We start from the raw sequence: 20,210 nt of genomic DNA on the forward strand, positions 1-20,210 counted from the left end.
AGGCATACGGATATGTCTGATGTATTAGGGCGCATGCAGATCGAAACCGGCCTGGATGACTCCGAATTAAAGCGCGGGTTATCCGGCATGAAACGGGACTTAAAATTAGCTGATAATCAGATGAAAAAGAACCTGTCTTCCTTCGAACACAGTGACCGTTCGGCCCAAAAGCTCGGTGTGCAAGTCGAGAGTTTGGGCCGGAAGCACGAAGCGCAAGCAAAAGTGGTGGAAGCGCAGCGGGTAAAATACGAGCAGCTGCGGCAGGAAAAGGGTGATAACTCGGTCGCCGCCGAAAATGCCCGTATTGCTCTGGAAAAAGAGGAAGCGGCGCTTGGGAACACGGCCCGCCAGCTGGACAACATGAAAAATGAATTGGCCGAGCTCGAGCGGCAGCAAAAGATTGCCGACAGCCGGTGGACGAAGATGGGGGATAAGCTGCAGGGATTTGGTCGAACCATGTCCAACACCGGCGACAAGGTGATGGGCTTTGGCAAGCGCTGGACCAAAATGGGCGGCATCCTAGCGGGCGGTGCTGCAGCTGCCGGCGGAGCCCTCTACGGCTTAACGAATAAAGTGACGGAAAACGCCGACGCAATTGCGAAATCCTCGCAAAAAATGGGGGTCTCGACCGACTTCTATCAGGAGATGGATTACTGGGCCTCCCAGAACGGCATTTCCCAGCAATCGATGGAACGGGCCCTGGGACGCTTGAACCAACGCATGGGCCGGGCGGCCGACGGTAACGAAAAATACTCCGATGCTTTAACGAACCTGGGCGTGAATATGGAGGATGTCCGAAACGGCACTGTTAGTTCCGAAGACGCCATGGCTACGTCGATCCAAACGTTATCCGAAATGGAATCGGAGCAGGAGAAATCTGCGGCGGCATCGGAATTGTTTGGTACGAAAATGGCCCGGGATTTGATGCCGGCCCTGCAAGACGGTTCCATGACGATGGATGAAGCTAAATCCAAAGCGCAGGAGCTCGGTATTGTGATGTCGGAAGATCAATTATCAGCAGCCTCTGAATTCCAGGATGCCCAGGACAGCATTAAACGTGCAGCCGGGGCGGTTGGGATGCAAATTGGGTTAGAGCTTATGCCGACATTTCAGAAAATGCTGGACTGGATCCTCGCTAACATGCCGACGATTCGCTCCACGATTGAATCGGTCATGGACAACATTCGAAATACGATTGGCGGTCTAGTGGACCGGTTTCGCTCTCTGAACCCGGAAACGCAGAAATTCATCGGCATCCTGGGCGGTATTGCAGTGGCCGGCGGACCTGTCGTCGTTGGGTTAGGGGCCATGCTCAAAGTATTCGGCTCGTTAACAGCTGCGGTCGGCACGGTCTTTAAAACCTTTGGCATGCTCGGCGGTTTGTTGCCGACGTTAAAACTCGCGTTTGTAGGGCTGACTGGGCCAGTGGGGTTAGTGGTGGCCGGGGTTGCCGCGCTGACCGCGGCCGGCGTACTTCTATATAAAAACTGGGATACCGTGAAAGAACGCATCGGTCCGTTACGAGAGCTGTTTAATGGTTTCCGCCAAACTGTGGGCAAGCTCGGAAATATCTTTAAGAAAGTCGTCACGGATGGCGAAGTGATGACCGATTGGATCGGCGGCCTGCCGAATTGGCTGCAGGGACCGGTCGAGCGCATTGCCGAGGTCTTCGTGGATTGGCGGGCTCGGATCCTGCGGATTTTTAACACGATTGTCGAGCGGGCGCGTCCGATTTTTGAGGACATGCTGGCCTTCGTGAACGATACGATCGCGAAAATCCAGAAATTCTGGAAGGAAAACGGGGAGCAAATCCTTCAGGCGGCGAAGAATGTCTTTTCGGTGCTCGGCACCATTGTCGGTGGAGCCTTTACCGGTATTCTCGCGACGATTGAATTTGTCATGCCGACGATCATGACCCTGGTCTCAGGCGTTTGGAATGGAATCAAAAATCTGATTTCGGGCGTCCTGGACGTGATTATGGGGCTGATCAAGACATTTTCCGGCTTGTTGACCGGCGATTTCTCCAAAATGTGGGAAGGGGTCAAGCAGATCTTCAAAGGCGCGATTCAGGCCGTATGGGGATACATCAACATTTTATTCGTGGGGCGCATCCTGAAAATTGGGAAGGCGTTGTTTAAAAATTTCGGCAGTATTGCTAAAGCCGGATGGGATACGATTCGAAAAATCTTTCGGGCGGTCGTACAGACCATTTTTAATTTCCTGAAAAGCCGATTTACCGCGGTGGTGGCCACGATATCGGCGATTTTTTACGGGCTGCGGGACTTCTTCAGTAACATCTGGTCAACCATTTCCTCGGTGTTTCGGACGGTGGTACGAGCCATTGTGATTACGATTCAACGGATGTTCGATGACTGGATTGAAGGGGTGCGAGAAAGTTTCCAAACCCTGCGAAATTTCTTCAGCTCGATCTGGTCCAGTATTCAATCCGTGTGGGACACCGTAACCAGTGCGATCGTGACGGCCGCCCAGTGGGTGTTCGATAACTTCATTGAAGGCTCCAAAATCATCTTCCGGAATTTACGTGATTTCTTCCAGAATCTATGGTCGGGCATTCGGGACACGGTGGTTGGCTTGGTTCAGCGCTTGTGGAATGGGGTCAAGGCGGTTTGGGACATCTACACCTCTATCACGCGCAGCCTGTTTAATGGCATTGCGAATTTCTTGTCGAGTATCTGGTCCGGCATCCGCGATACGGTGGTGAACCTGGTCCAGCGCTTATGGAACCGGGTGGAGGTTATCTTCAACTATTGGCGGAATTTCACAGTACAGGTCTTCCAAGCAATCCGTGACTTTTTGCAGGATCTCTGGTCGAATCTACGTACCAGGGTCGTGAATATCGTCTCGAATCTGTGGGACCGGGTGAAATCGATCTGGGATACGCTGACAACTACAACGCGGTCGTTGTTTGCCTCCATTCGTGATTTCCTGGTTAATCTCTGGCGAGGTACTCGTGATACGGTCGTAGAATTGGTGGAACGATTGTGGCACCGGGTGCGGGGCATATGGATTACGTTAAAAGGAAGAACGAAGACGATTTTCCGGGAAACCCGTGATTTCCTGCTGAATCTATGGCGGAAGCTCCGGGATACCGTCGCTGATATTGTCTCCAATCTATGGAATCGAATCAAAGAGACCTGGAATACTTTATTCGAAGGAACGAAAAATATCTTCCGGAACAAGCGCGATTTCTTGCTCAATTTGTGGCGAAAACTCCGAGATACAATTACGGACATCGCTAAAAACCTCTGGAACCGGCTAAAAGAGACCTGGGACACCCTGTTCGAAGGGACGAAAGGGGTGTTTCGGAGCGTCCGTGACTGGCTCGGGGACACCTGGGACGGCATCTGGAGCACGATCACCGGCTTTGCCGACGATATTGCCTCCGGGGTCGAAAACGCCTGGGACACGCTCTGGGACAACACGAAAGAGATTTTTAATAACATCAAGGATTGGGTCTCGGATACGTTTGATGATTTGGTCGGTTTTGCGAAGGATCTACCAGGAAAACTCGGTGATGGTATTGCTGAAATGGCTGGCAAAATGACCAGCAAAGTAGAGAACTTAATAAACAGTGTCGCTCAAATACTAGAAGATGGGATCAACGGTGTTATTAGCGGGGCGAACTGGGTCATTGATATGCTTGGCGGCGATTCTAATACGATCAAAAAATTCGATATCTTTGAGTATATTCCTAAGTTCGCTCAGGGCACCAAAGGTCATGCAGGCGGTCCTGCGATTGTGGGGGACGGCAAAGGCAGCAACGCCGGCCCTGAATTAATAAGTACGCCGGACGGACGCATCGGCATTTCGCCGGCTAAAGATACACTGATGAATCTGCCTAAGGGTTCTAGCGTATTGAGCGCGAAAGATACCAAATCGCTGCTTGGAAACGTGCCGAAATATGCCTTTGGAGTAGGATGGATCAAAGATAGATTTAATAACGCCAAAGATGCTGTCGGAAATGTGAAAAACTTTATTGGTAACATGGGTGGCCGAGCAAAAGAATGGATCGGCAAAGGCTTAGATAAATTAAAAGATGTCGGCTCGGATTTTTACCAGAATTGGGGCGGGGGAAATATCCTCGCTCGAGCATTAAGTCGCATGGGTCTTCCGGGGATGTTAGAGGGCGATTGGACCAATATTAATGGTCAAGGGACAGGTCCACGAGGGCTCTTCAGTCACCCGATGGGCGTTACCTCGGACGGGGCCGGTGGTTTAGCAAAAGGACAAACGGTCTTTGCAGATATTGCCGAAAATCTTCTTTCTAAAATCGTACGTTCCGGCGGCACAGCTTTAATGGATAAAATCCTTCCGGACTTCGATGGCGGGAAAGGCCGACCGGACTTTGGCGGTGAATTTGTACTTCAAAATCCGTACGGCCCCTTTAAACGCACTGATAATATCAACTATAGCGACGGAAATAAAATTGATGATGAAACTCAAATGCATCAAGGGATGGATTTTGCTGCTCCAAGAGGAACGCCGATTAAAGCACAGGCCTCTGGGAAAGTAACCAGCGTAACTCCGGGTCACGGGCAAATCCGCATTACCAAAGATCCTTATGAATATGTTTATGCCCACATGGAAGATACACACGTTGGGATGAATGATTGGGTCGACAAAGGCACAGTTATCGGTACCGTCGGGGACAGATCCAGTGGACCTTCGGGTGCAACAGCGTTCCCCCACGTGCACTACGGGGTGAAGAAAGACGGGGAATATGTTGACCCTCAGACGCTTGGTGGCGGCTATGAAGAACCGGCAACCAGCGGGGTGTCTTCCTATTCCGGTGTTAATTTTGGTCCGGGATTCTATAAAACGAGTAACTTCGGTCCGCGGGACACCGGCCTCAGCTTTGCCAGCCGGAATCATAAAGGAGAAGACTGGGCCGCACCGGCCGGCACAGGGATCAAAGCGCAGGCGAACGGGGAAGTCAGCTTTTCTGGCTACAAAGGCGGCCTGGGCCGGCACATCATTGTCAGTTCTGGCGGCTATGATTTTGTGTATGGGCATAACAGCCAAAATAATGTGCGTGTGGGCGACCGGGTCAGCAAAGGCGACGTGATCGGGGAAGTCGGTTCGACCGGGAATTCCTCCGGTCCGCACGTCCACTTCGAAGTACGACGGAACGGCAGTGCCGTGAATCCGAATGATGAGTCCCTGTTCGGCGGCAGTAATTACGATGTAAATGCCCCGTCCAATGTATCCAAGTGGATCCGGCAGGCAATTGCCAAAACTGGTGTCGGGAAGAATTGGCAGAGCGGACTCGAAAAGATTGCCATGGAAGAGTCGGGCGGGAACCCCTTAGCCCAAAACAACTGGGACATCAACGCGAAAAATGGCATTCCTTCCAAAGGGTTGATGCAGACCATTGATCCTACATTTAATGCTCACAAAGAACGTGGCTGGAACAATATCTTCAAAGGCGCCCACAATGCGGCTGCGGCGATTAATTATATCCAAAGCCGGTATGGGGGCATTGATGATGTGCCTGGCTTGAAAAACCTCCGCCAAGGCAAAGGGTACGTCGGCTACAAAGACGGCGGGTTCGTTAACAAAAAACAGTTGGCCTGGTTAGCGGAAGGTGGGCACTCCGAGTCCGTGATTTCTCACGATCCATCGAAAAAAGAAAGCCAGCGGTCCATCTGGAAGCAAACGGGGGACATGCTTGGCTTCACGAATGGGTTGCAGGATAGCGAAGTGGCCAGGTTGGTCGCATACCTGGGCAATCAACTCAAAGCTATTGAGAACCAACCTGCGCAACAAGCACCAACGCATGCGCGTAATAGTGACCGGGAACAAATCGATCTGTTAACCAAAACGCTCGATGCTGTCAACAAACAGGTGGAGCTGCTCACTGAGCTGGTACTGAAGGATACGAACGTGTATATGAATGACAGGAAAGTCTCCCGCGAACTAGCGCCTGCGATGGCAGTCGAGCTGGATAAAGGGAAGAAACGAGCAAGGAAGGTGAGAGGATGATCCCTGAAATCATGTACAAAGACGGCGTGGATTTGTCCTCCTACTTCCACGTCGAAGACATTCGGCGGCCGTTGTTGCCGCCGATCTCTAATACCACGATTAACGTCCCGGGGCGGCATGGGACACTGCTAGGTCAAAGCCGCTTTGAAAGTTTTACTATAGAAACCGATATTGCGCTCATGGAGCGGGACCCTACCAAGTTCCGTTCCCGGGTGCGGGAATTTGCTCCCTTGCTGTACCAGGCAGGGGAGATTTCGTTTTATGATGAACCGGACCTTTCCTATAAAGCGAAACTGGATGGCAGCACAAATTTCGATAAAACAGAGATGCGCGGCGAAGGAACGCTCTCCTGGTTGATTTACGACCCGTTTGCGTACGGCAAAACGATCACGAAAACCTTACTGCAGCCTGAAACGACGATTCTGCTCATGCCGTTCATGCCAACAATGATTCCAGATTCGTCGGCAGGGCGTATCATTACGGAAGGCACCATTTATGCGTTGCCAGTCGTTACTGTTGTATTTACCGAAGCGACAGAGGATTTTCGCATTACGTTGAATGACGATCATTATGTACGAGTCGAGAGGCAGTTTGAAATCGGAGATACCCTGGTCATTGACTGTGTAAAGGAAAACGTTACGGTAAATAACGCTCGGCGGATGAACGACCTCACGATCGAGAGTCGTTTTTTTCAATTGGAGGAAGGCGACAATCAGTTGATTGCCAGTCCGTCGGGTGCTGCTGAAATAACTGTAGAATACCAGCCACGATACTTATAGGAGGTGGAAACATGGGTTACGAAGATAAAGAAATACTCAAAGACAACCGGGGACTGCCGATCCCGCAGATATGGGATGATCTGTTGAATGAATTTATCCCTTTTGGAAAAACACAACAGGTACAACGTACTGTAAATCATAAAATCGAGGAAGTTTTTAGCGGGGAAATAACCGCGGACGGCAATACAGGAAACATTAATATTGAGGACGAGGGGCAAACAGAAACGTGGATTGCCGTCGCTATTGATCAAGCGCCATGGCGATTGACACGCTTTGATTCTTCGTGGAGCGACAGTGGCGTCACAGAACGCAGCTTTTTTCCTATGCGGGATGATGAGCCAAATACTTTCTCCGAAGATTTTCCGGCACGCAGTTTGGTTATTATGCGTTACTCCAGTACGGACGAAGAACAAGGATTTTTGATACCTACAAACATGCTAGAAGCGAAATCCTTAGCGGAGGTCGGGGACATTCAATGCCGTGTCCAGAACTTTTCAGGGGAAACAGCAAATGCCACAGTTAAAGTGATGAAGGTTTGGAGGTAGAAAGATGGGCTCATACTATCGAACAAGCGGCAATGGCAGTTACCGCTTAGGAGGCAAAAAAGCCAAAGACATCAGTTATTTCGGCATCAAAGGGGATGGAGAGAAGAACGATACGGCCGGCATTCAGGACTATGCCTATTATCTTAAGGAACAAGGCGGCGGCCTGCTTTATCTTCCTTTCGGCGATTATTTGTTCACAGGCACGTTATCGTTCCCCTCGAACGTTATCTTTGACGGGGCAGGATGGGGGACACGCCTCTTACTCGGAGAAGATTTCGATTTGGATGCACGGGATTTCCGGGGCAGTCCTGTCATCTTTCCATACCTCGTGACGGAAGAAGACGCTGTCAATGTCCTGTTCCGCAACTTCCGGCTGACCGGAAATAAAAATGATTTTCGCGACGAGCGTCACATTGGCATTGGGTTGATGGATTGCGAAAGCAGTGCCATTCATAACGTCCATGCGGAATACGTCAATTATGACTCTGATTTAGCCGAAACGTACGGAACGATGGGATATACGGTAGGAACGGTGCGAGCGAAACAATCAGAAATTATCGGAGGGCGTTATGAATACGGGGGCTATGAGTGCGTAGGCATTGAAGAATCCGAAGATATTACCATGGATCGCATTTATAGCGGCATCGGCTGGCGAACATCCACACAAGTCCATCGCGCAAATAAAAACATTAAGCTATTACATTCCCTTATTAAGCAAGACCATCCTACGGCTCATGCGGCATTTACGATGCACGGGGTGGAAGGGGCAAGCGTGGAAGGATTAAAGATGATCAACAACACGATTATTGCTCAGACCGATAATACCGATGACGCGAAAGGAACCGTTCAAATGATGGATGGCGGGCTGGCCAAAGACGGCCTAATTCAAGGAAATACCTTCCGAGGCAATCATCAGGGGCTATTAATGCCAGAATGCGAAGGATATAACGTAAGGGATAATTATATTTGGTGTGAAGAAGGAGATGCCTTGCGAGGAAGAGGGCAGGCTATTATTGATGGTAATCACCTGCATAGTGAAACCGGTAGTAATTACGAGGAGTACAGCACTGCCGATATTACAATGGGTGTCAATCATGGCATAACGTAAATAAAAGTATTTGTCATTTAGTAACAATATTTCATTTACATGTGTGTTTTGCTGATTTTATGGAGAGGAGGGTATCATGCCAACGCTCTATGTGCTCGATCACAATGAACAAATCATCGATGTACTGGGCGGCGAAAGCAAGCCCTTTTTTAATGACCAGTGGCATGAAGTGATCAACGGGGACTATACGTTTCAATTTGATATGCACGGGCCACATGCCGAGTACATCGAAGAAGGCTATTATGTGGTTTTCAAGGACGAGGACGGCGATTATCAGATGTTTGAGATTGATGAAATCGAGGAGGCGCATGAAGACAGTCATGATGTGACGTTCCAATGCATTCATGCGTTTTACGAGCTTAAAGATGATTTTATCAAAGATGTGCGCCCGCAGAATGCCTCGGCCGCTGCAGCATTGGGCCAAGCTCTGGAAGGAACACGATGGTCGCCGCGAACCGTGCACGATTTAGGGACCCATAGTATCAATTACTACGACACATCTCCACTGAAAGCGATCAATGAAAAAATTCTTCCCGCGTGGGGCGGCGAACTGAAATTTTCGATTGATCTGACGGGTAAACGTGTCACGGAGCGGGCGGTGGATTTGTTGGAACGGCGGGGCACAACTACGGGCAAACGGCTCGAGTACACGAAAGACCTAAAAGCCATCACCCGGACCGTGAACATGGAGGGCGTCAAAACCCGTCTCTACGGTCGGGGCAAAGGCGAAGAAACCACCGATAATAACGGTGAAGCGACCGGCGGCTACGGGAGGCGAATCACTTTTGCCGACGTTAACGACGGCAAGGATTACGTGGAAGACGAAGAAGCGCTGCTGCGGTTCGGTCGGCTGAATGACGATGGCAGCCGCCGGCACCGTCAAGGGATTCATGAAATGAGCGACACGGAGGATCCGGAAGAGCTCCTGGAAGGAACCCAGGAAGCACTCAAGCAGGCCAAAGAGCCGAAAGTAACCTATTCGGTAACGGTGGTGGGCTTATCCCTTTGGGGACTCGACCATGAAAAGGTTCGCCTGGGCGATACGCTGGTCGTGATCGACCGGGAATTTATGCCGGCGCTGACGATTGAAGCCCGCGTGATCGAGCGAAAAGGCTCCCTCACCGAACCGGAAACCGGCGAGCTGACCCTGGGTAATTACATCGACCTGTACGAAGACGACAAGAAGCTGCAGCGGATCGAGTCCACGTTAAACATCAAAGAAGGCATCTGGGACGACAAGATCCCGAAGCATATCGAGAACACGCAATGGCTCGAGGGGAAAATCAATGCTCTGCAGAATCAGCTCGTGGCCAGCGGAGCATACACGCGGGCCGAGGTCTTGGATAACCAGGGATTTCTGTTGGAAAACACGGATGCCCAGAGCGAAGATTACGGAGCGCTGTACTTAGGGCCGGGTATTTTTGCCTTGGCTGATGAAGTGAACACCGACACAGGGCAATGGAACTTTCGCACCTTTGGCACGCCGAAAGGCTTCACCGCCGATGAGTTGAACGCCGGCGTCATTAAAACAGCCCTCATCAAGCTCATGGGCGAAAACGGACTGCTCACGATCGAGAATAACAAGTTTCATATGCGGAGTGAGGAAACTGAACAGCAAACCATCATCGAGCCGGGCAAATTCACGGTGGTGCGACCAGACGGGCATCCGATTATTGAGGACGGCATGAATACCTTTAATATCGATATCCAGGGCGCGGATCCGCCGCTCACGGGTCCCAACGTCTATCACGATAACAGCACGGATGGGTACTGGCATACGAGCACCTCCGATCAGCCCCAGACAGCTCAATATTATGTCTTCACGCATGATCAGCGCTACCTGAACATGCGTTTATTTATGTACACGGTAAGCGGCAACCGAGCGCATGCCTACATTCAACAAGGTGAGTACGCAAATAATAATGTGGAAACGCTGGCGCATGTATCCACCACGAACACCGATAACAGTGTTAGTACTGCAGATGACGATGATCCACGGCTGCAGGAAGTCACCATTGACCTGGGGCCTCCTACCGGGGAAGAAATGGCGGTCTATTTACGACCGAAATCAGAAGTTAGTGGCGAACGAGTTTATTTACGAGTGACAAGGAGGTGGTTGGATGGCTAAGAACAAGCATATTCATTGCTATGTGAACGTCGACGAGGAAGGGAATATTATAGAAACGCTAGAAGGCTTTCGAGTCGTGCCGAACAAGCAATATGATCATTTCTTTCTCATGAAGAAAGAAGAGGTGGTGGATGAAGAAGGAACGATTGTGGATTTAGCTAATAAATTTATGGTTCAAAACAATGAATTAAAGTTAAAATAATGTGTCCCACTGTCCTAAATAGGTTACGTGTTAAATTGATTCTTGTATAATATTTTTATCGGATATACAAATTAAAAAAGGCATATTTATTACCGATACGGATAGGTGGGGTATTATGACCAATAAAATCATGTCAGCAATTATCATTTTAGGGCCTCCAATAACTATGAGAATTTTTTATGATAACACCACAATGTTTTTTGTTTTAGTGGTTAGCTTTGTGGCTGCGATTTTTATTAATCTAGATAAGCTAAAGAGTTTTAAGTTTAGTGCTTCAGGGGGGAGTGCTGAATTAAGAGAAGCAAAACAAATAATGAAAGATGTTACGGCAACGATAGAACAGTTGAAAGAGATAGCTGAGCCTACTATTAATTATAACTTGGCTCACATAGCCCAAGGTGACAGAATTTTGGGGGTGCACGCGTATGATAAAGATATAATACTAAACAAATTAATAAATAATATAAGGATTTATGACTTGAATAGTAGTCAAACTAACAGGTTGATTAAAGAGGCAAAACGTCAATTATACAAAACCTACCTTTTTGAAATAGAAATTGAAGCTGAATCTGAATATGTTACACCAGAAGGTTACGTTGATGATGATAAATATAAAGAATATAAACCGATACAGGATTTCTTTACGCGTATTTCTGAAGCGGAAAAAATGGTGACTAGTGTTGAGATAAGGAATTTATTTAATGAGAACGAAAAATTTTATAATAAAAAAGTAGAAGAAAAGATTCAATCATACGAAGTGTTTTTAAAAAGTAATGAAAATTATTCTTTCAGTTAAGACGCTCTTAGAGAAGCGTCTTTTTTATGCCTTAGATTTCCCGAAAGGAGGCGAGCACCTATCACATGTAAAGGAGGGAGAATACATTCTGTATATTTTTGGCATTAATAAAAACAAACTTGATCCCGCCCTCTTTGTCACTTGTATCTGGATGATCGGCCGGAATTTGATTCTCGGTTTTGGCATGGTCATGATTACGCAAAGCCGCTACGCCGAAGTCGTTCCGACGTATGAGGTGATGACGAGCTTGTTCCCGGTTCAATACTGGGGGTTGCTGTTTATCTTGAACGCAGGCGTGTTTGCTTACGGGTTGCTCGCATTCGCGCAGGATAACCATCAGCAGTACTGGTGGATTGTCGCTGCCGGCCTCCTCGGTACGATGATCTGGAGCTTTTACACGATGGCCAGCTTTAGCGCCTCGACACTCTACATTCATTCCTTTGGCTACAGCCTGGTGGTCTTTATTCATATGGGATGTGTGCTGATGGGGGGCGCGGCGCTATGGCAGATCAAGAAAATTCAGGAGGGTTCCTAACCCGTGAGGAATACTGGAAACGTGAGTATGAAAAGGTGCAGGAATCACATGTGGAATTCAAGCAGATCTACGACACGTTGAGCAAGCACAACAATCGCATGGATCGGTTGGAGAATAAGCATGACAAGGGAATCGAACAGCTTAACACCAGCATCGAACGGCTCACGGAAACGTTGAACGAAACGGAAGGACGCATGGAGCACCGGATCAAAAAACATTCCGACAAAATTGTCACGTTGGAAAATCATCGCCTGGGAATGACGAAAGCTCAGAAACAAAAAGAATATTTTAAACTGGCCGGCATTGCTCTTCCATTACTCGCAGGAAGCAGTGGCGGCTTATATTATATCGGCCAATGGATTTTTGGCTAAACCAAAGGAGCGAATACGTATGGCAAGAACAATTGATCGACGCAAAAAAGCATTTGGCGGTTATAACAAACGAGCACTCAGCGCTATTGATTTCATCGTTCGCCACTGTTCAGCGACCGAAGAAGGAGATTCGGAAGCATTTGAAAACTTCTGGCAGCACACCAAAGGATGGTACAGCGCCGGCGGTTATCACTACGTAATTCTGCGAAACGGAAACATTGAGCGTAACTATGACCTTAACGTGCGTACGAACGGAGTTCGAGGATATAATAGCGAATCGGTGCATATCTGCTTGGTTGGGGTGGATAGCTTCACGAAAAAGCAGGAGAAATCCTTCCGTAAGCTTTACAAGAAACTCATGAAGAAGCTCAAAAAATACAATCCGAAACTCAAAGGGCATCGGGAATTTCCAAACGTTCACAAGCTATGTCCGGGGATTAACATGGACGTGGTTCGTGCAGCGATGCGTGATAATAAAGCAGTTGGTGGTTCAGCCTCTGCTCCTCTTTATGAAGGGAAGTCGTTTGCGGATTACCACGACGACTGGTGGATGATTCCAAGGGATGAAACGAAGGAAGCGCAAAAGTTGCTGAACGAATTGGGCTACAATGCCGGTCCGGTAGATGGCGTTTTAGGGCAAAAAACCCTGAACGCGGTGCGAGCCTTCCACGATGATGAAAACATTTCTTATGACGGGGCGAACTACTACGGTGTACCGGGCAAAGAAACGCGGAAAACCCTAAAGGAACTAACGACAAATGGCGGACTGCCGAACGGTGTCCTGGAAGAAGGAGACCGAGGTGGCAACGTGAAGCAGCTGCAGAAAGCCCTGGTAAGTGTTCACTTCTATCCGAACAAAGACGCCAAGAACAATGGCGTGGATGGGATCTACGGACCGAACACGGAAGATGCGGTCAAACGGTTCCAGAGCGTCCATGTACCGGATGAAGTGGATGGCATTTATGGCCCGAATACGAAACAAGCGCTCACCAAAGCTATGGACTAATACAAAGGAGGTGAAAGCATGAAAGACTTGGATAAAGGGAGCGTGGTTCGATTAACCGTGGCGGTACTCGCTGCGGTTAAATTAATTCTAGAACCATTTGGCTTGGATTTTCCGCAGGAAGTGATCGATGCTTTAGCAAACGCAGCTGGTGCGATCTTCGTCGTGTACGCCGCCTGGAGAAATAATTATGTATCGAAGAAAGGGAAGGCACAGAAAGCGACTCTGCAGGAAAAGGGATTGAATTAAGTACGAACGTGGTACACATTCTTATCGAAGCCCGGCTGTTGTCACACAGTCGGGCGGGTACATAAAAATATGCCTAGAGTTATACGGATGAGGAAAAAACATAGCATGGGCACGACTGCTTGTCGGGAAGCTTTTATTTCAGCCTTGATAAGCCAAAACCGCGTTTTTCAAACAGAGCGGTTTTGGATATACTAAGGTTGTTCTTTCCCCAGAGAACACTTCGTATTCTTCTAATATTCTATTTCTGCACCCAAGAAAACGCAGCCCTCCCTTGTATGGCTGCGTTTTTGTCTATTATTTTATCGACCGAAAAATTGCCCCCATAGTTGCCCCCAGTTTGCCCCCAAAATACATATACTCAATAATAGCTATATATCTTAAAGCTGATAAAACAGGCATTTTGGTAAACAATACTACGCAAAATAACGGATAGTTCTATTCCGCAGACATGTCCCGCAAACTATAACCAGTCCACGTGCTTAATGTGAATCAACGGAATAAAGAAATTTCTATGGTTTGCGTCAACTACTTGCACTCGGGGCGGAATCTGATCAATGCGATGAATATAGGCGATCGTGTCGTGATAGTATCCGTCTTTCCAATAGGTGAACTGCAGATAATCATTTTCTTCCATGCTTAAATGCATGATTTCACTAAATTCCCCAAACAGCTGTTCATCGATAAGGGGAGGGTCTACTTTCCGCCTTTCTGCTTGCTCTTCTAAATACATTTCTCTCCATTCTGGTAAGATCATTCTCATACTTTCCCAGCGCATGTTATATCCTGGTGTTAGTTTGTTTGGTCGTAGTCCCATGTAACTATCCCCTTTTTTGGTACTATTATACACGAACAAATGTTCTAATAAACCTCTTTCAGAAAACTTTTTCATTTGCCGGCACAGGAAAATTTTTATATAATGTATCTGCGCACAACAAAGAAGCCCCCGCTTTTGCAGCAGGGACTTTTTTATGTAGTCTGGCGTGACATGGTTTCGTTACCTGGGCTACATCTGGGCTACAAGCTTTTTAGTATCAATATTCAAAAAGTAAAACCCTTGTGTGACAAGGCTTCCTGATTGCAAGACAGGGAGTCAGGAATGTATCTTGCAAATATATTCCGGATAGGTGAGAACAAATGACAGAAGAAAATCAATCGTACCGGGTGTTACTGTATTACAATTACACGTACGTGGAAGACCCTGAGACCTTTGCTGCAGAGCATCTGGTTTTCTGCAAGGAGCTTGGTTTGAAGGGTCGGATTATTGTTGCAGAGGAAGGCATCAATGGTACTGTTTCCGGCACTGTAGAACAGACGGAGGCATACATGCAGGAGCTGACAGGCGAGGAGCGGTTTAAAGATACCGAATTCAAAGTGGACTATGCCGACGGGCACGCATTCAAAAAAATGCATGTACGTCCGCGTTCAGAGCTGGTGTCGCTGTATCTCGAAGATGACATTAACCCAAATGAACAGACTGGTGAACACTTGAGCCCGAAAGAATTTTACGAAGCGCTTCAAAGCGATGAAACCATCGTTCTTGATGCCCGAAATGACTATGAATATGATCTTGGGCATTTCCGCGGAGCGATTCGCCCGGACATTAATGCCTTCCGGGAGCTGCCGGACTGGGTCAGGGAAAACCGGGAACAGCTTGAAGGTAAAAAAATATTAACCTATTGTACCGGGGGCATCCGCTGCGAGAAGTTTTCCGGATTTTTGAAAGAAGAAGGGTTTGATGATGTGGCACAGCTGCACGGCGGCATCGTTTCCTATGGTAAGGACCCTGAAGTAAAAGGGAAGCTGTGGGACGGAAAGTGCTATGTATTTGACCAGCGTATCAGTGTGCCGATCAATCAGGTTGAGCATCGCGTAATCGGAAGGGATCACTTTGACGGGGAACCGTGTGAACGATACGTTAACTGTGCAGATCCTGACTGCAACAATCAAATTATCTGCTCTGAGGAAAATGAGCATAAATATATGAGAAGCTGCACAACGGAATGCATGACTCATCCGAGAAACCGTTACATGGAAGAGCATGGGTTGACGGCAAAAGGCGTTCAGGAAAAAATCGATGCGAGAAAAGCAGAACAGATGCAGAATGCATAAATACAAATAACGAAGCCTCCGGCATTCTGGGCCGGGGGCTTCATTTAGGTTTGTCTGCGGTATTTGTTCCAAAGTGTAAGCTCCAGGGCGATAATGCAGACAAGCAGCCAGAACAAGCCGACTGTAATGCCTGCGATTACATCTGTAAAGTAATGAACGTCCAGAAACATCCGGCTGACGGCGACAAGCAGAGCAGCGAGCGTCAGCAGTATGCCGAGCATCCACTTCCACACAGTGGCCAGTTTACTTCGGATAACAAGATAGGCAAGAAATCCGTAAAAAGTAATGGCTCCAGTAGCGTGGCCACTCGGGAAGCTGTATCCGGTCCCGTCATAGGCGGCGAGCACTTCCGGGCGCTCTCTTGAGAAGAAATTTTTGAAAACAGTGGTGATAATGCTGATGCCAATCATATTTACGGCAAAATAAACTGCATGCCATCTGCTGAAAGATGAAAAAAACAACAGATATACTGTGATAGCAGCGGCACCGATTGTCAGCCAGGTAACTGAACCGCCTTCCGTAATGATGCCCATTATGGACTGCAGAAGATCGGTATTGAGCGCTGATACAATATTTTGGGCTGTTCGGTCGACCATAAATGTTTCCTGTTCGAGTACTTCTTCACCCATATCGAGAAATAAAAAAGCTGTCGTAAACAGTGCGAGCAGACCGGCAATGATAAGTATCCAGGAACTTTTTGGAACATCGGACAGTTGAAGACCTTTGAAAGACAATGACATTTGCTCCCTTGATTTGTTTTTAGATCTATTCCCTTGAGGATGATGGTATTAAACAAAAAACCAGGCTGCGCGAGGGCAGCCTGGAGCGTATTGGGTAGTGCCGGTTAAACCTTCGTGTTTGGTTTCCGGTCTTCCTGTTCTTTTTCCATTTCGGGTTTGCCTGTTTCGCCCATGCCGCGCATAAAAGCAATACCGAGCGAAAGCGTGTGGTTTACTTCCGGGTCCCGGAGGAGTTTTAACAATTGGAAAATGTTCACGGTTTGTTTTTCCTGTTCTTTCTCCTCTTCGAGTTTTGCTACACGCTCAAGTCCTTTGTTTAATTTCAACAGGAGCGGCTGCATGCTTTCAATATCGAGTTTTCCGGCTTCGCCGGCGAGAAGAAGCATGTTTTTAATCATGTTGGTGCTTCCTTCGGTATTCATCGCGTTTACCGCTACGTTTAATACCTTATCGCCTTCGCTTAGAAGTCCATTTGCCATATCAAGCAGGCCGGACTCATCAAGAAGGTTCGCAGTGCGCATCATCTTTTCCAGACTTTCTTTGTTATCAAGCAGCTGGGACTGGAGTTCTTCCATGTCCCGCTGTTTGATTTCTTCTTCGGAGAATTTCAGCTTCTCAATATGAGTTATGCGCTCAGCCATTAGCGGTTCTCCTTTCTTACCATGTCGCCAGGGAAGATGTAGTCATTACGTTTCCATTTCCGTTCAACTTCCACACCGTTCTGAGGGTTTGGATTTCCGTATCGGAAATTGTTTTTCGGCATCGGTGCTTCGCCGTCTGTACTGAGTATTTCCATGAATACCTGCGTTTCTTTGTAGGCCGGTGTATCCGTATCCTTATCAGCTTCGCTGCTCGTAAGTCGGTTAATGGCTGATTCACCGGAATTGTTCATTGGAATGTAAAGCTGTTTTTCTTTCACACGGTCAGTAACAAGCGCCTGGATGCGTACAGCCCCGTACGGCGATTTCAAGCGAACAAGGGCTCCGCTTTCGAGTCCACGTTCTTCGGCGAGTTCCGGGGAAATTTCCACGAAATTGTCCGGGGTTTTCAGCGTGATTCCTTCCGTTTTGTACGTCATATTGCCTTCGTGGAAGTGCTCAAGCATCCGTCCGTTGTTCACGTGCAGGTCGTACTGCTCGCCGAAGGTTTGCGGTTCGGTCCAGTGAACCGGATAGAATCTTGCTTTTCCGTTCGGGAACTGGAAGCGGGATTCGTAAAGAAGCGGCTCATCCTTGCCTTCTTTGGTTACAGGCCATACGAGAGAGTTATATCCTTCAAGCCGTTCGTAGGATACTCCTTCGAAGAACGGGGAGAGTGAAGCAGCTTCTGCCATAATTTCAGACGGGTGGCTGTAGTTCCAGTCTGCGCCCATCCGGTTAGCCACAAGCTGAAGAATTTCCCAGTCCGGCTTAGAGTTACCGAGTGGATCAAGCGCCTTGTATAAACGCTGGAAGCGGCGCTCGGTGTTTACAAACGTGCCGTCTTTTTCGAGACTTGGGCTTGCAGGAAGTACAACGTCCGCAAACTTGGCGGTTTCGGATAAGAAGATATCCTGTACTACGAAGAAGTCGAGCTTCTCGAAGCCCTGCTGTACGTAGTTAATGTTGGAGTCTACAAGCGCCATTTCCTCGCCTTTTAAATAGAGGCTGCGGAGGCGGCCTTCGTGCATCGCATCGACCATCTCATGGTTGGTCATGCCGACTTCACTGGAAAGCTCTGTGTTCCAGCCCTGTTCAAACTTCCGGCGGACGTTTTCGTCTTCCACGGATTGGTAGCCTGGAAGAAGATTCGGTGCGCTTCCGAAGTCTGTTGCGCCCTGAACGTTATTATGTCCGCGAAGCGGGTAGGAGCCGGTTCCGTGACGGCCGTAGTTGCCGGAGACAAGCAGGAGGTTCGATATTGCCGTACTTGTATCCGCGCCGCCGGAGTGCTGGGTAACACCCATCGCCCACAGGGCACAGGTAGTATCTGCTTCGTGAATGCTTTCGGCAATGCCAATCAATTCCTCGCGGGAGAGCCCGGTCTGCTCTACAGCGTAATCGATGGTGTACATCTCGAGTTCTTTCACAAAGTCATCGTAGTAATCCACGCGTTCATTAATAAACTCTGTGTCTTCCCAGCCCTGGTCGATAATGTATTTTGCTACTGCGTTCAGCCATACAAGGTCCGAGCCTGGTTTCGGCTGGATAAACATGTCCGAGCGTTCCGCCATTTCGTGTTTTCTGATGTCGGAGACGATCAGCTTCTGGTTGCGCAGCTTATGGGAGCTTTTAATCCTCGTGGCAAGAACCGGGTGGGATTCAGATGTGTTTGTCCCGACGGTAATAATAAGCTCCGCGTTTTTAATATCTTCTATCGTGCCGGTGTCCCCGCCGTAGCCTACTGTGCGGAAAAGGCCCTGGGTAGCAGGAGTCTGGCAGTACCGGGAACAGTTATCAATGTTGTTTGTGCCCATAACGGAGCGGGAGAGCTTCTGCATAAGGTAGGACTCTTCGTTCGTTGTCTTGGAAGAGCTGATAAATGCAAGAGCGTCGTTGCCGCTTTCTTCTTTAATGGAAGTGAAGTTCTTCTGAATAACATCTAAAGCATGCTCCCACGTAGTTTCGACAAACTGGCCGTTTTCACGGACGAGCGGATTCTGAAGGCGTTCTTCGCTGTTTACAAAATCCCAGCCGAATTTGCCCTTTACACAGGTGGAAATGCCGTTTGCAGGTGCTTCTGCCTGAGGCTCAATTTTAAGGATTTCACGGTCCTTCGTCCAGACATCAAAGCTGCAGCCAACTCCGCAATAAGTACAAACTGTTTTCGTTTTTTCAATACGGTCGTCGCGCATTTTGGATTCCATGTTGGAGAGAGCCAGAATTGAGCTGTAGCCGGTTTCAACGTCCTTGGTGATATCGATCATCGGACGAAGAGTATCTTCTTTGATCCCGGTCATGTAGCCGGCTTCGCCTTCCATATTTGTTTCGATTAAAGCGTTACATGGACAGACGGTGGAACAGTGGCCACAGGATACACAGGAGGATTCGCCGATAGGAACATCGTTATCCCAGATAACACGGGGGCGTTCACGTTCCCAGTCAATGGAAAGGGTTTCGGTCACCTGGACATCCTGACAGGCTTCCACACAGCGTCCGCAGAGAATGCACTGATCCGGGTCATACCGGTAGTGAGGGTTAGTATAATCTTTTTCATACGGCTTAGTTTCAAAGGGAACGCTCTGGTGTTCGACACGCATTGCTTCCACTGTATTATGAATTTCACAGCCGCCGTTATTGTAATCGCAGACGGTACAGTACAGCTCGTGATTATGCAAAATCCGGTCCATCGCAATTTTTTGTGCCTGATCAACGTCAGGGGTGAGGGTTTCGATGACATCATCTTCTTTAAATTCGGTGGAACAGGCACGGACAATTTCTCCGTTTACCTTCACCATACAGGTGTCACAGGTTTCAATTGCGCCTAGGCTCGGGTGATAACAAACATTTGGGACTTCCTCATTGGTGCCGCGCGTGTAGTCGAGGATTGTAGAGTCATCCGATACTTTGCGCTCGGTGCCATTCATCGTTACTCGAATAATCGACAAAATAATCATCCTTCCATTTTGGAAATAAAGTTGGACTAAAGGAATAAAAAAGTAGT

The 20,210-nt window shown here is 48.3% G+C and carries 17 protein-coding genes; 12 read left to right on the plus strand and 5 right to left on the minus strand.

Annotated features, from left to right (window positions below; translation table 11 throughout):
* Window positions 1-12: 12 nt before the first annotated feature.
* From ACTRXH_RS01415 to ACTRXH_RS01430, 4 genes are read left to right on the plus strand one after another with little or no spacing between them, the layout of a single operon-like run.
* Entirely contained in the window at window positions 13-6,003 is a 5,991-nt protein-coding gene (locus ACTRXH_RS01415; protein WP_474280245.1) for a peptidoglycan DD-metalloendopeptidase family protein, read from the plus strand.
* Window positions 6,000-6,782 carry a distal tail protein Dit gene (locus tag ACTRXH_RS01420; RefSeq protein WP_474280247.1) on the plus strand — a complete coding sequence of 261 codons (783 nt, stop codon included), beginning with the start codon at window positions 6,000-6,002 and terminating at the stop codon, window positions 6,780-6,782. Before ACTRXH_RS01415 ends, ACTRXH_RS01420 begins: the two co-directional genes overlap by 4 nt.
* An 11-nt stretch (window positions 6,783-6,793) precedes the next feature.
* On the plus strand, window positions 6,794-7,327 hold the full coding sequence (locus tag ACTRXH_RS01425; protein WP_474280249.1) for a hypothetical protein: 534 nt from the start codon (window positions 6,794-6,796) through the stop codon (window positions 7,325-7,327).
* Between the two features lie 4 nt (window positions 7,328-7,331).
* On the plus strand, window positions 7,332-8,435 hold the full coding sequence (locus tag ACTRXH_RS01430) for a glycosyl hydrolase family 28-related protein (protein ID WP_474280251.1): 1,104 nt from the start codon (window positions 7,332-7,334) through the stop codon (window positions 8,433-8,435).
* Window positions 8,436-8,466: 31 nt separating this feature from the next.
* Here ACTRXH_RS01430 and ACTRXH_RS01435 read toward each other — a convergent pair whose 3' ends face one another.
* Window positions 8,467-8,781 (minus strand): hypothetical protein, encoded by a 315-nt coding sequence (locus tag ACTRXH_RS01435; RefSeq protein WP_474280759.1) that lies wholly within the window; start codon window positions 8,779-8,781, stop codon window positions 8,467-8,469.
* Between ACTRXH_RS01435 and ACTRXH_RS01440 the strand changes: the two genes are divergently transcribed.
* The 7 genes from ACTRXH_RS01440 to ACTRXH_RS01470 all read left to right on the plus strand — a co-directional run bounded on the left by ACTRXH_RS01440 (window position 8,680) and on the right by ACTRXH_RS01470 (window position 13,719).
* Entirely contained in the window at window positions 8,680-10,563 is a 1,884-nt protein-coding gene (locus ACTRXH_RS01440) for a phage tail spike protein (protein WP_474280739.1), read from the plus strand. The genes ACTRXH_RS01435 and ACTRXH_RS01440 overlap by 102 nt on opposite strands.
* A complete protein-coding gene (locus ACTRXH_RS01445; protein ID WP_474280253.1) occupies window positions 10,556-10,765 on the plus strand; it encodes a hypothetical protein in 210 nt (69 codons plus the stop codon). The genes ACTRXH_RS01440 and ACTRXH_RS01445 overlap by 8 nt, the downstream gene beginning before the upstream one ends.
* Window positions 10,766-10,880: 115 nt before the next feature.
* On the plus strand, window positions 10,881-11,561 hold the full coding sequence (locus tag ACTRXH_RS01450) for a hypothetical protein (protein WP_474280255.1): 681 nt from the start codon (window positions 10,881-10,883) through the stop codon (window positions 11,559-11,561).
* A complete protein-coding gene (locus tag ACTRXH_RS01455) occupies window positions 11,539-12,096 on the plus strand; it encodes a hypothetical protein (protein ID WP_474280258.1) in 558 nt (185 codons plus the stop codon). The genes ACTRXH_RS01450 and ACTRXH_RS01455 overlap by 23 nt, the downstream gene beginning before the upstream one ends.
* Window positions 12,063-12,467, plus strand: coding sequence for a hypothetical protein (locus ACTRXH_RS01460; protein WP_474280260.1), 405 nt, complete (start codon window positions 12,063-12,065; stop codon window positions 12,465-12,467). The genes ACTRXH_RS01455 and ACTRXH_RS01460 overlap by 34 nt, the downstream gene beginning before the upstream one ends.
* Window positions 12,468-12,486: 19 nt before the next feature.
* Window positions 12,487-13,473, plus strand: coding sequence for a peptidoglycan recognition protein family protein (locus ACTRXH_RS01465; RefSeq protein ID WP_474280262.1), 987 nt, complete (start codon window positions 12,487-12,489; stop codon window positions 13,471-13,473).
* Between the two features lie 18 nt (window positions 13,474-13,491).
* Complete coding sequence (locus ACTRXH_RS01470) at window positions 13,492-13,719, plus strand: phage holin (RefSeq protein WP_474280264.1); 228 nt, start codon at window positions 13,492-13,494, stop codon at window positions 13,717-13,719.
* Window positions 13,720-14,179: 460 nt separating this feature from the next.
* Here ACTRXH_RS01470 and ACTRXH_RS01475 read toward each other — a convergent pair whose 3' ends face one another.
* Window positions 14,180-14,533 carry a YolD-like family protein gene (locus tag ACTRXH_RS01475; protein ID WP_474280266.1) on the minus strand — a complete coding sequence of 118 codons (354 nt, stop codon included), beginning with the start codon at window positions 14,531-14,533 and terminating at the stop codon, window positions 14,180-14,182.
* Window positions 14,534-14,853: 320 nt separating this feature from the next.
* On the opposite strand from ACTRXH_RS01475, the gene trhO reads away from it, so the two are divergent.
* Window positions 14,854-15,828 (plus strand): oxygen-dependent tRNA uridine(34) hydroxylase TrhO, encoded by a 975-nt coding sequence (trhO, locus tag ACTRXH_RS01480; RefSeq protein WP_474280268.1) that lies wholly within the window; start codon window positions 14,854-14,856, stop codon window positions 15,826-15,828.
* A 44-nt stretch (window positions 15,829-15,872) separates the two neighbouring features.
* On the opposite strand, the gene ACTRXH_RS01485 is transcribed toward trhO, so the two are convergent.
* The 3 genes from ACTRXH_RS01485 to fdhF form a co-directional block, all read right to left on the minus strand.
* Complete coding sequence (locus tag ACTRXH_RS01485; RefSeq protein WP_474280270.1) at window positions 15,873-16,562, minus strand: phosphatase PAP2 family protein; 690 nt, start codon at window positions 16,560-16,562, stop codon at window positions 15,873-15,875.
* A gap of 110 nt (window positions 16,563-16,672) precedes the next feature.
* Window positions 16,673-17,209, minus strand: a complete 537-nt coding sequence (locus tag ACTRXH_RS01490) for a helical membrane plugin domain-containing protein (protein WP_474262646.1) — start codon at window positions 17,207-17,209, stop codon at window positions 16,673-16,675.
* The gene (gene fdhF, locus ACTRXH_RS01495) at window positions 17,209-20,163 is read right to left on the minus strand and encodes a formate dehydrogenase subunit alpha (protein WP_474277087.1); all 2,955 of its coding nucleotides are present in this window, start codon (window positions 20,161-20,163) and stop codon (window positions 17,209-17,211) included. The genes ACTRXH_RS01490 and fdhF overlap by 1 nt, the downstream gene beginning before the upstream one ends.
* Window positions 20,164-20,210: the final 47 nt, after the last annotated feature.

The organism is Marinococcus sp. LNHM5E3-2.1, from assembly GCF_056034365.1.

Coding starts and splice junctions, on each gene's coding strand:
- ACTRXH_RS01455 (WP_474280258.1), top strand. CDS start 11,539: ATGAAAATTATTCTTTCAGTTAAGACGCTCTTAGAGAAGCGTCTTTTT.
- trhO (WP_474280268.1), top strand. CDS start 14,854: ATGACAGAAGAAAATCAATCGTACCGGGTGTTACTGTATTACAATTAC.
- ACTRXH_RS01470 (WP_474280264.1), top strand. CDS start 13,492: ATGAAAGACTTGGATAAAGGGAGCGTGGTTCGATTAACCGTGGCGGTA.
- ACTRXH_RS01490 (WP_474262646.1), bottom strand. CDS start 17,209: ATGGCTGAGCGCATAACTCATATTGAGAAGCTGAAATTCTCCGAAGAA.
- ACTRXH_RS01460 (WP_474280260.1), top strand. CDS start 12,063: ATGGCAGATCAAGAAAATTCAGGAGGGTTCCTAACCCGTGAGGAATAC.
- ACTRXH_RS01450 (WP_474280255.1), top strand. CDS start 10,881: ATGACCAATAAAATCATGTCAGCAATTATCATTTTAGGGCCTCCAATA.
- ACTRXH_RS01420 (WP_474280247.1), top strand. CDS start 6,000: ATGATCCCTGAAATCATGTACAAAGACGGCGTGGATTTGTCCTCCTAC.
- ACTRXH_RS01475 (WP_474280266.1), bottom strand. CDS start 14,533: ATGGGACTACGACCAAACAAACTAACACCAGGATATAACATGCGCTGG.
- ACTRXH_RS01465 (WP_474280262.1), top strand. CDS start 12,487: ATGGCAAGAACAATTGATCGACGCAAAAAAGCATTTGGCGGTTATAAC.
- ACTRXH_RS01425 (WP_474280249.1), top strand. CDS start 6,794: ATGGGTTACGAAGATAAAGAAATACTCAAAGACAACCGGGGACTGCCG.
- ACTRXH_RS01435 (WP_474280759.1), bottom strand. CDS start 8,781: ATGAATGCATTGGAACGTCACATCATGACTGTCTTCATGCGCCTCCTC.
- fdhF (WP_474277087.1), bottom strand. CDS start 20,163: ATGATTATTTTGTCGATTATTCGAGTAACGATGAATGGCACCGAGCGC.
- ACTRXH_RS01430 (WP_474280251.1), top strand. CDS start 7,332: ATGGGCTCATACTATCGAACAAGCGGCAATGGCAGTTACCGCTTAGGA.
- ACTRXH_RS01445 (WP_474280253.1), top strand. CDS start 10,556: ATGGCTAAGAACAAGCATATTCATTGCTATGTGAACGTCGACGAGGAA.
- ACTRXH_RS01415 (WP_474280245.1), top strand. CDS start 13: ATGTCTGATGTATTAGGGCGCATGCAGATCGAAACCGGCCTGGATGAC.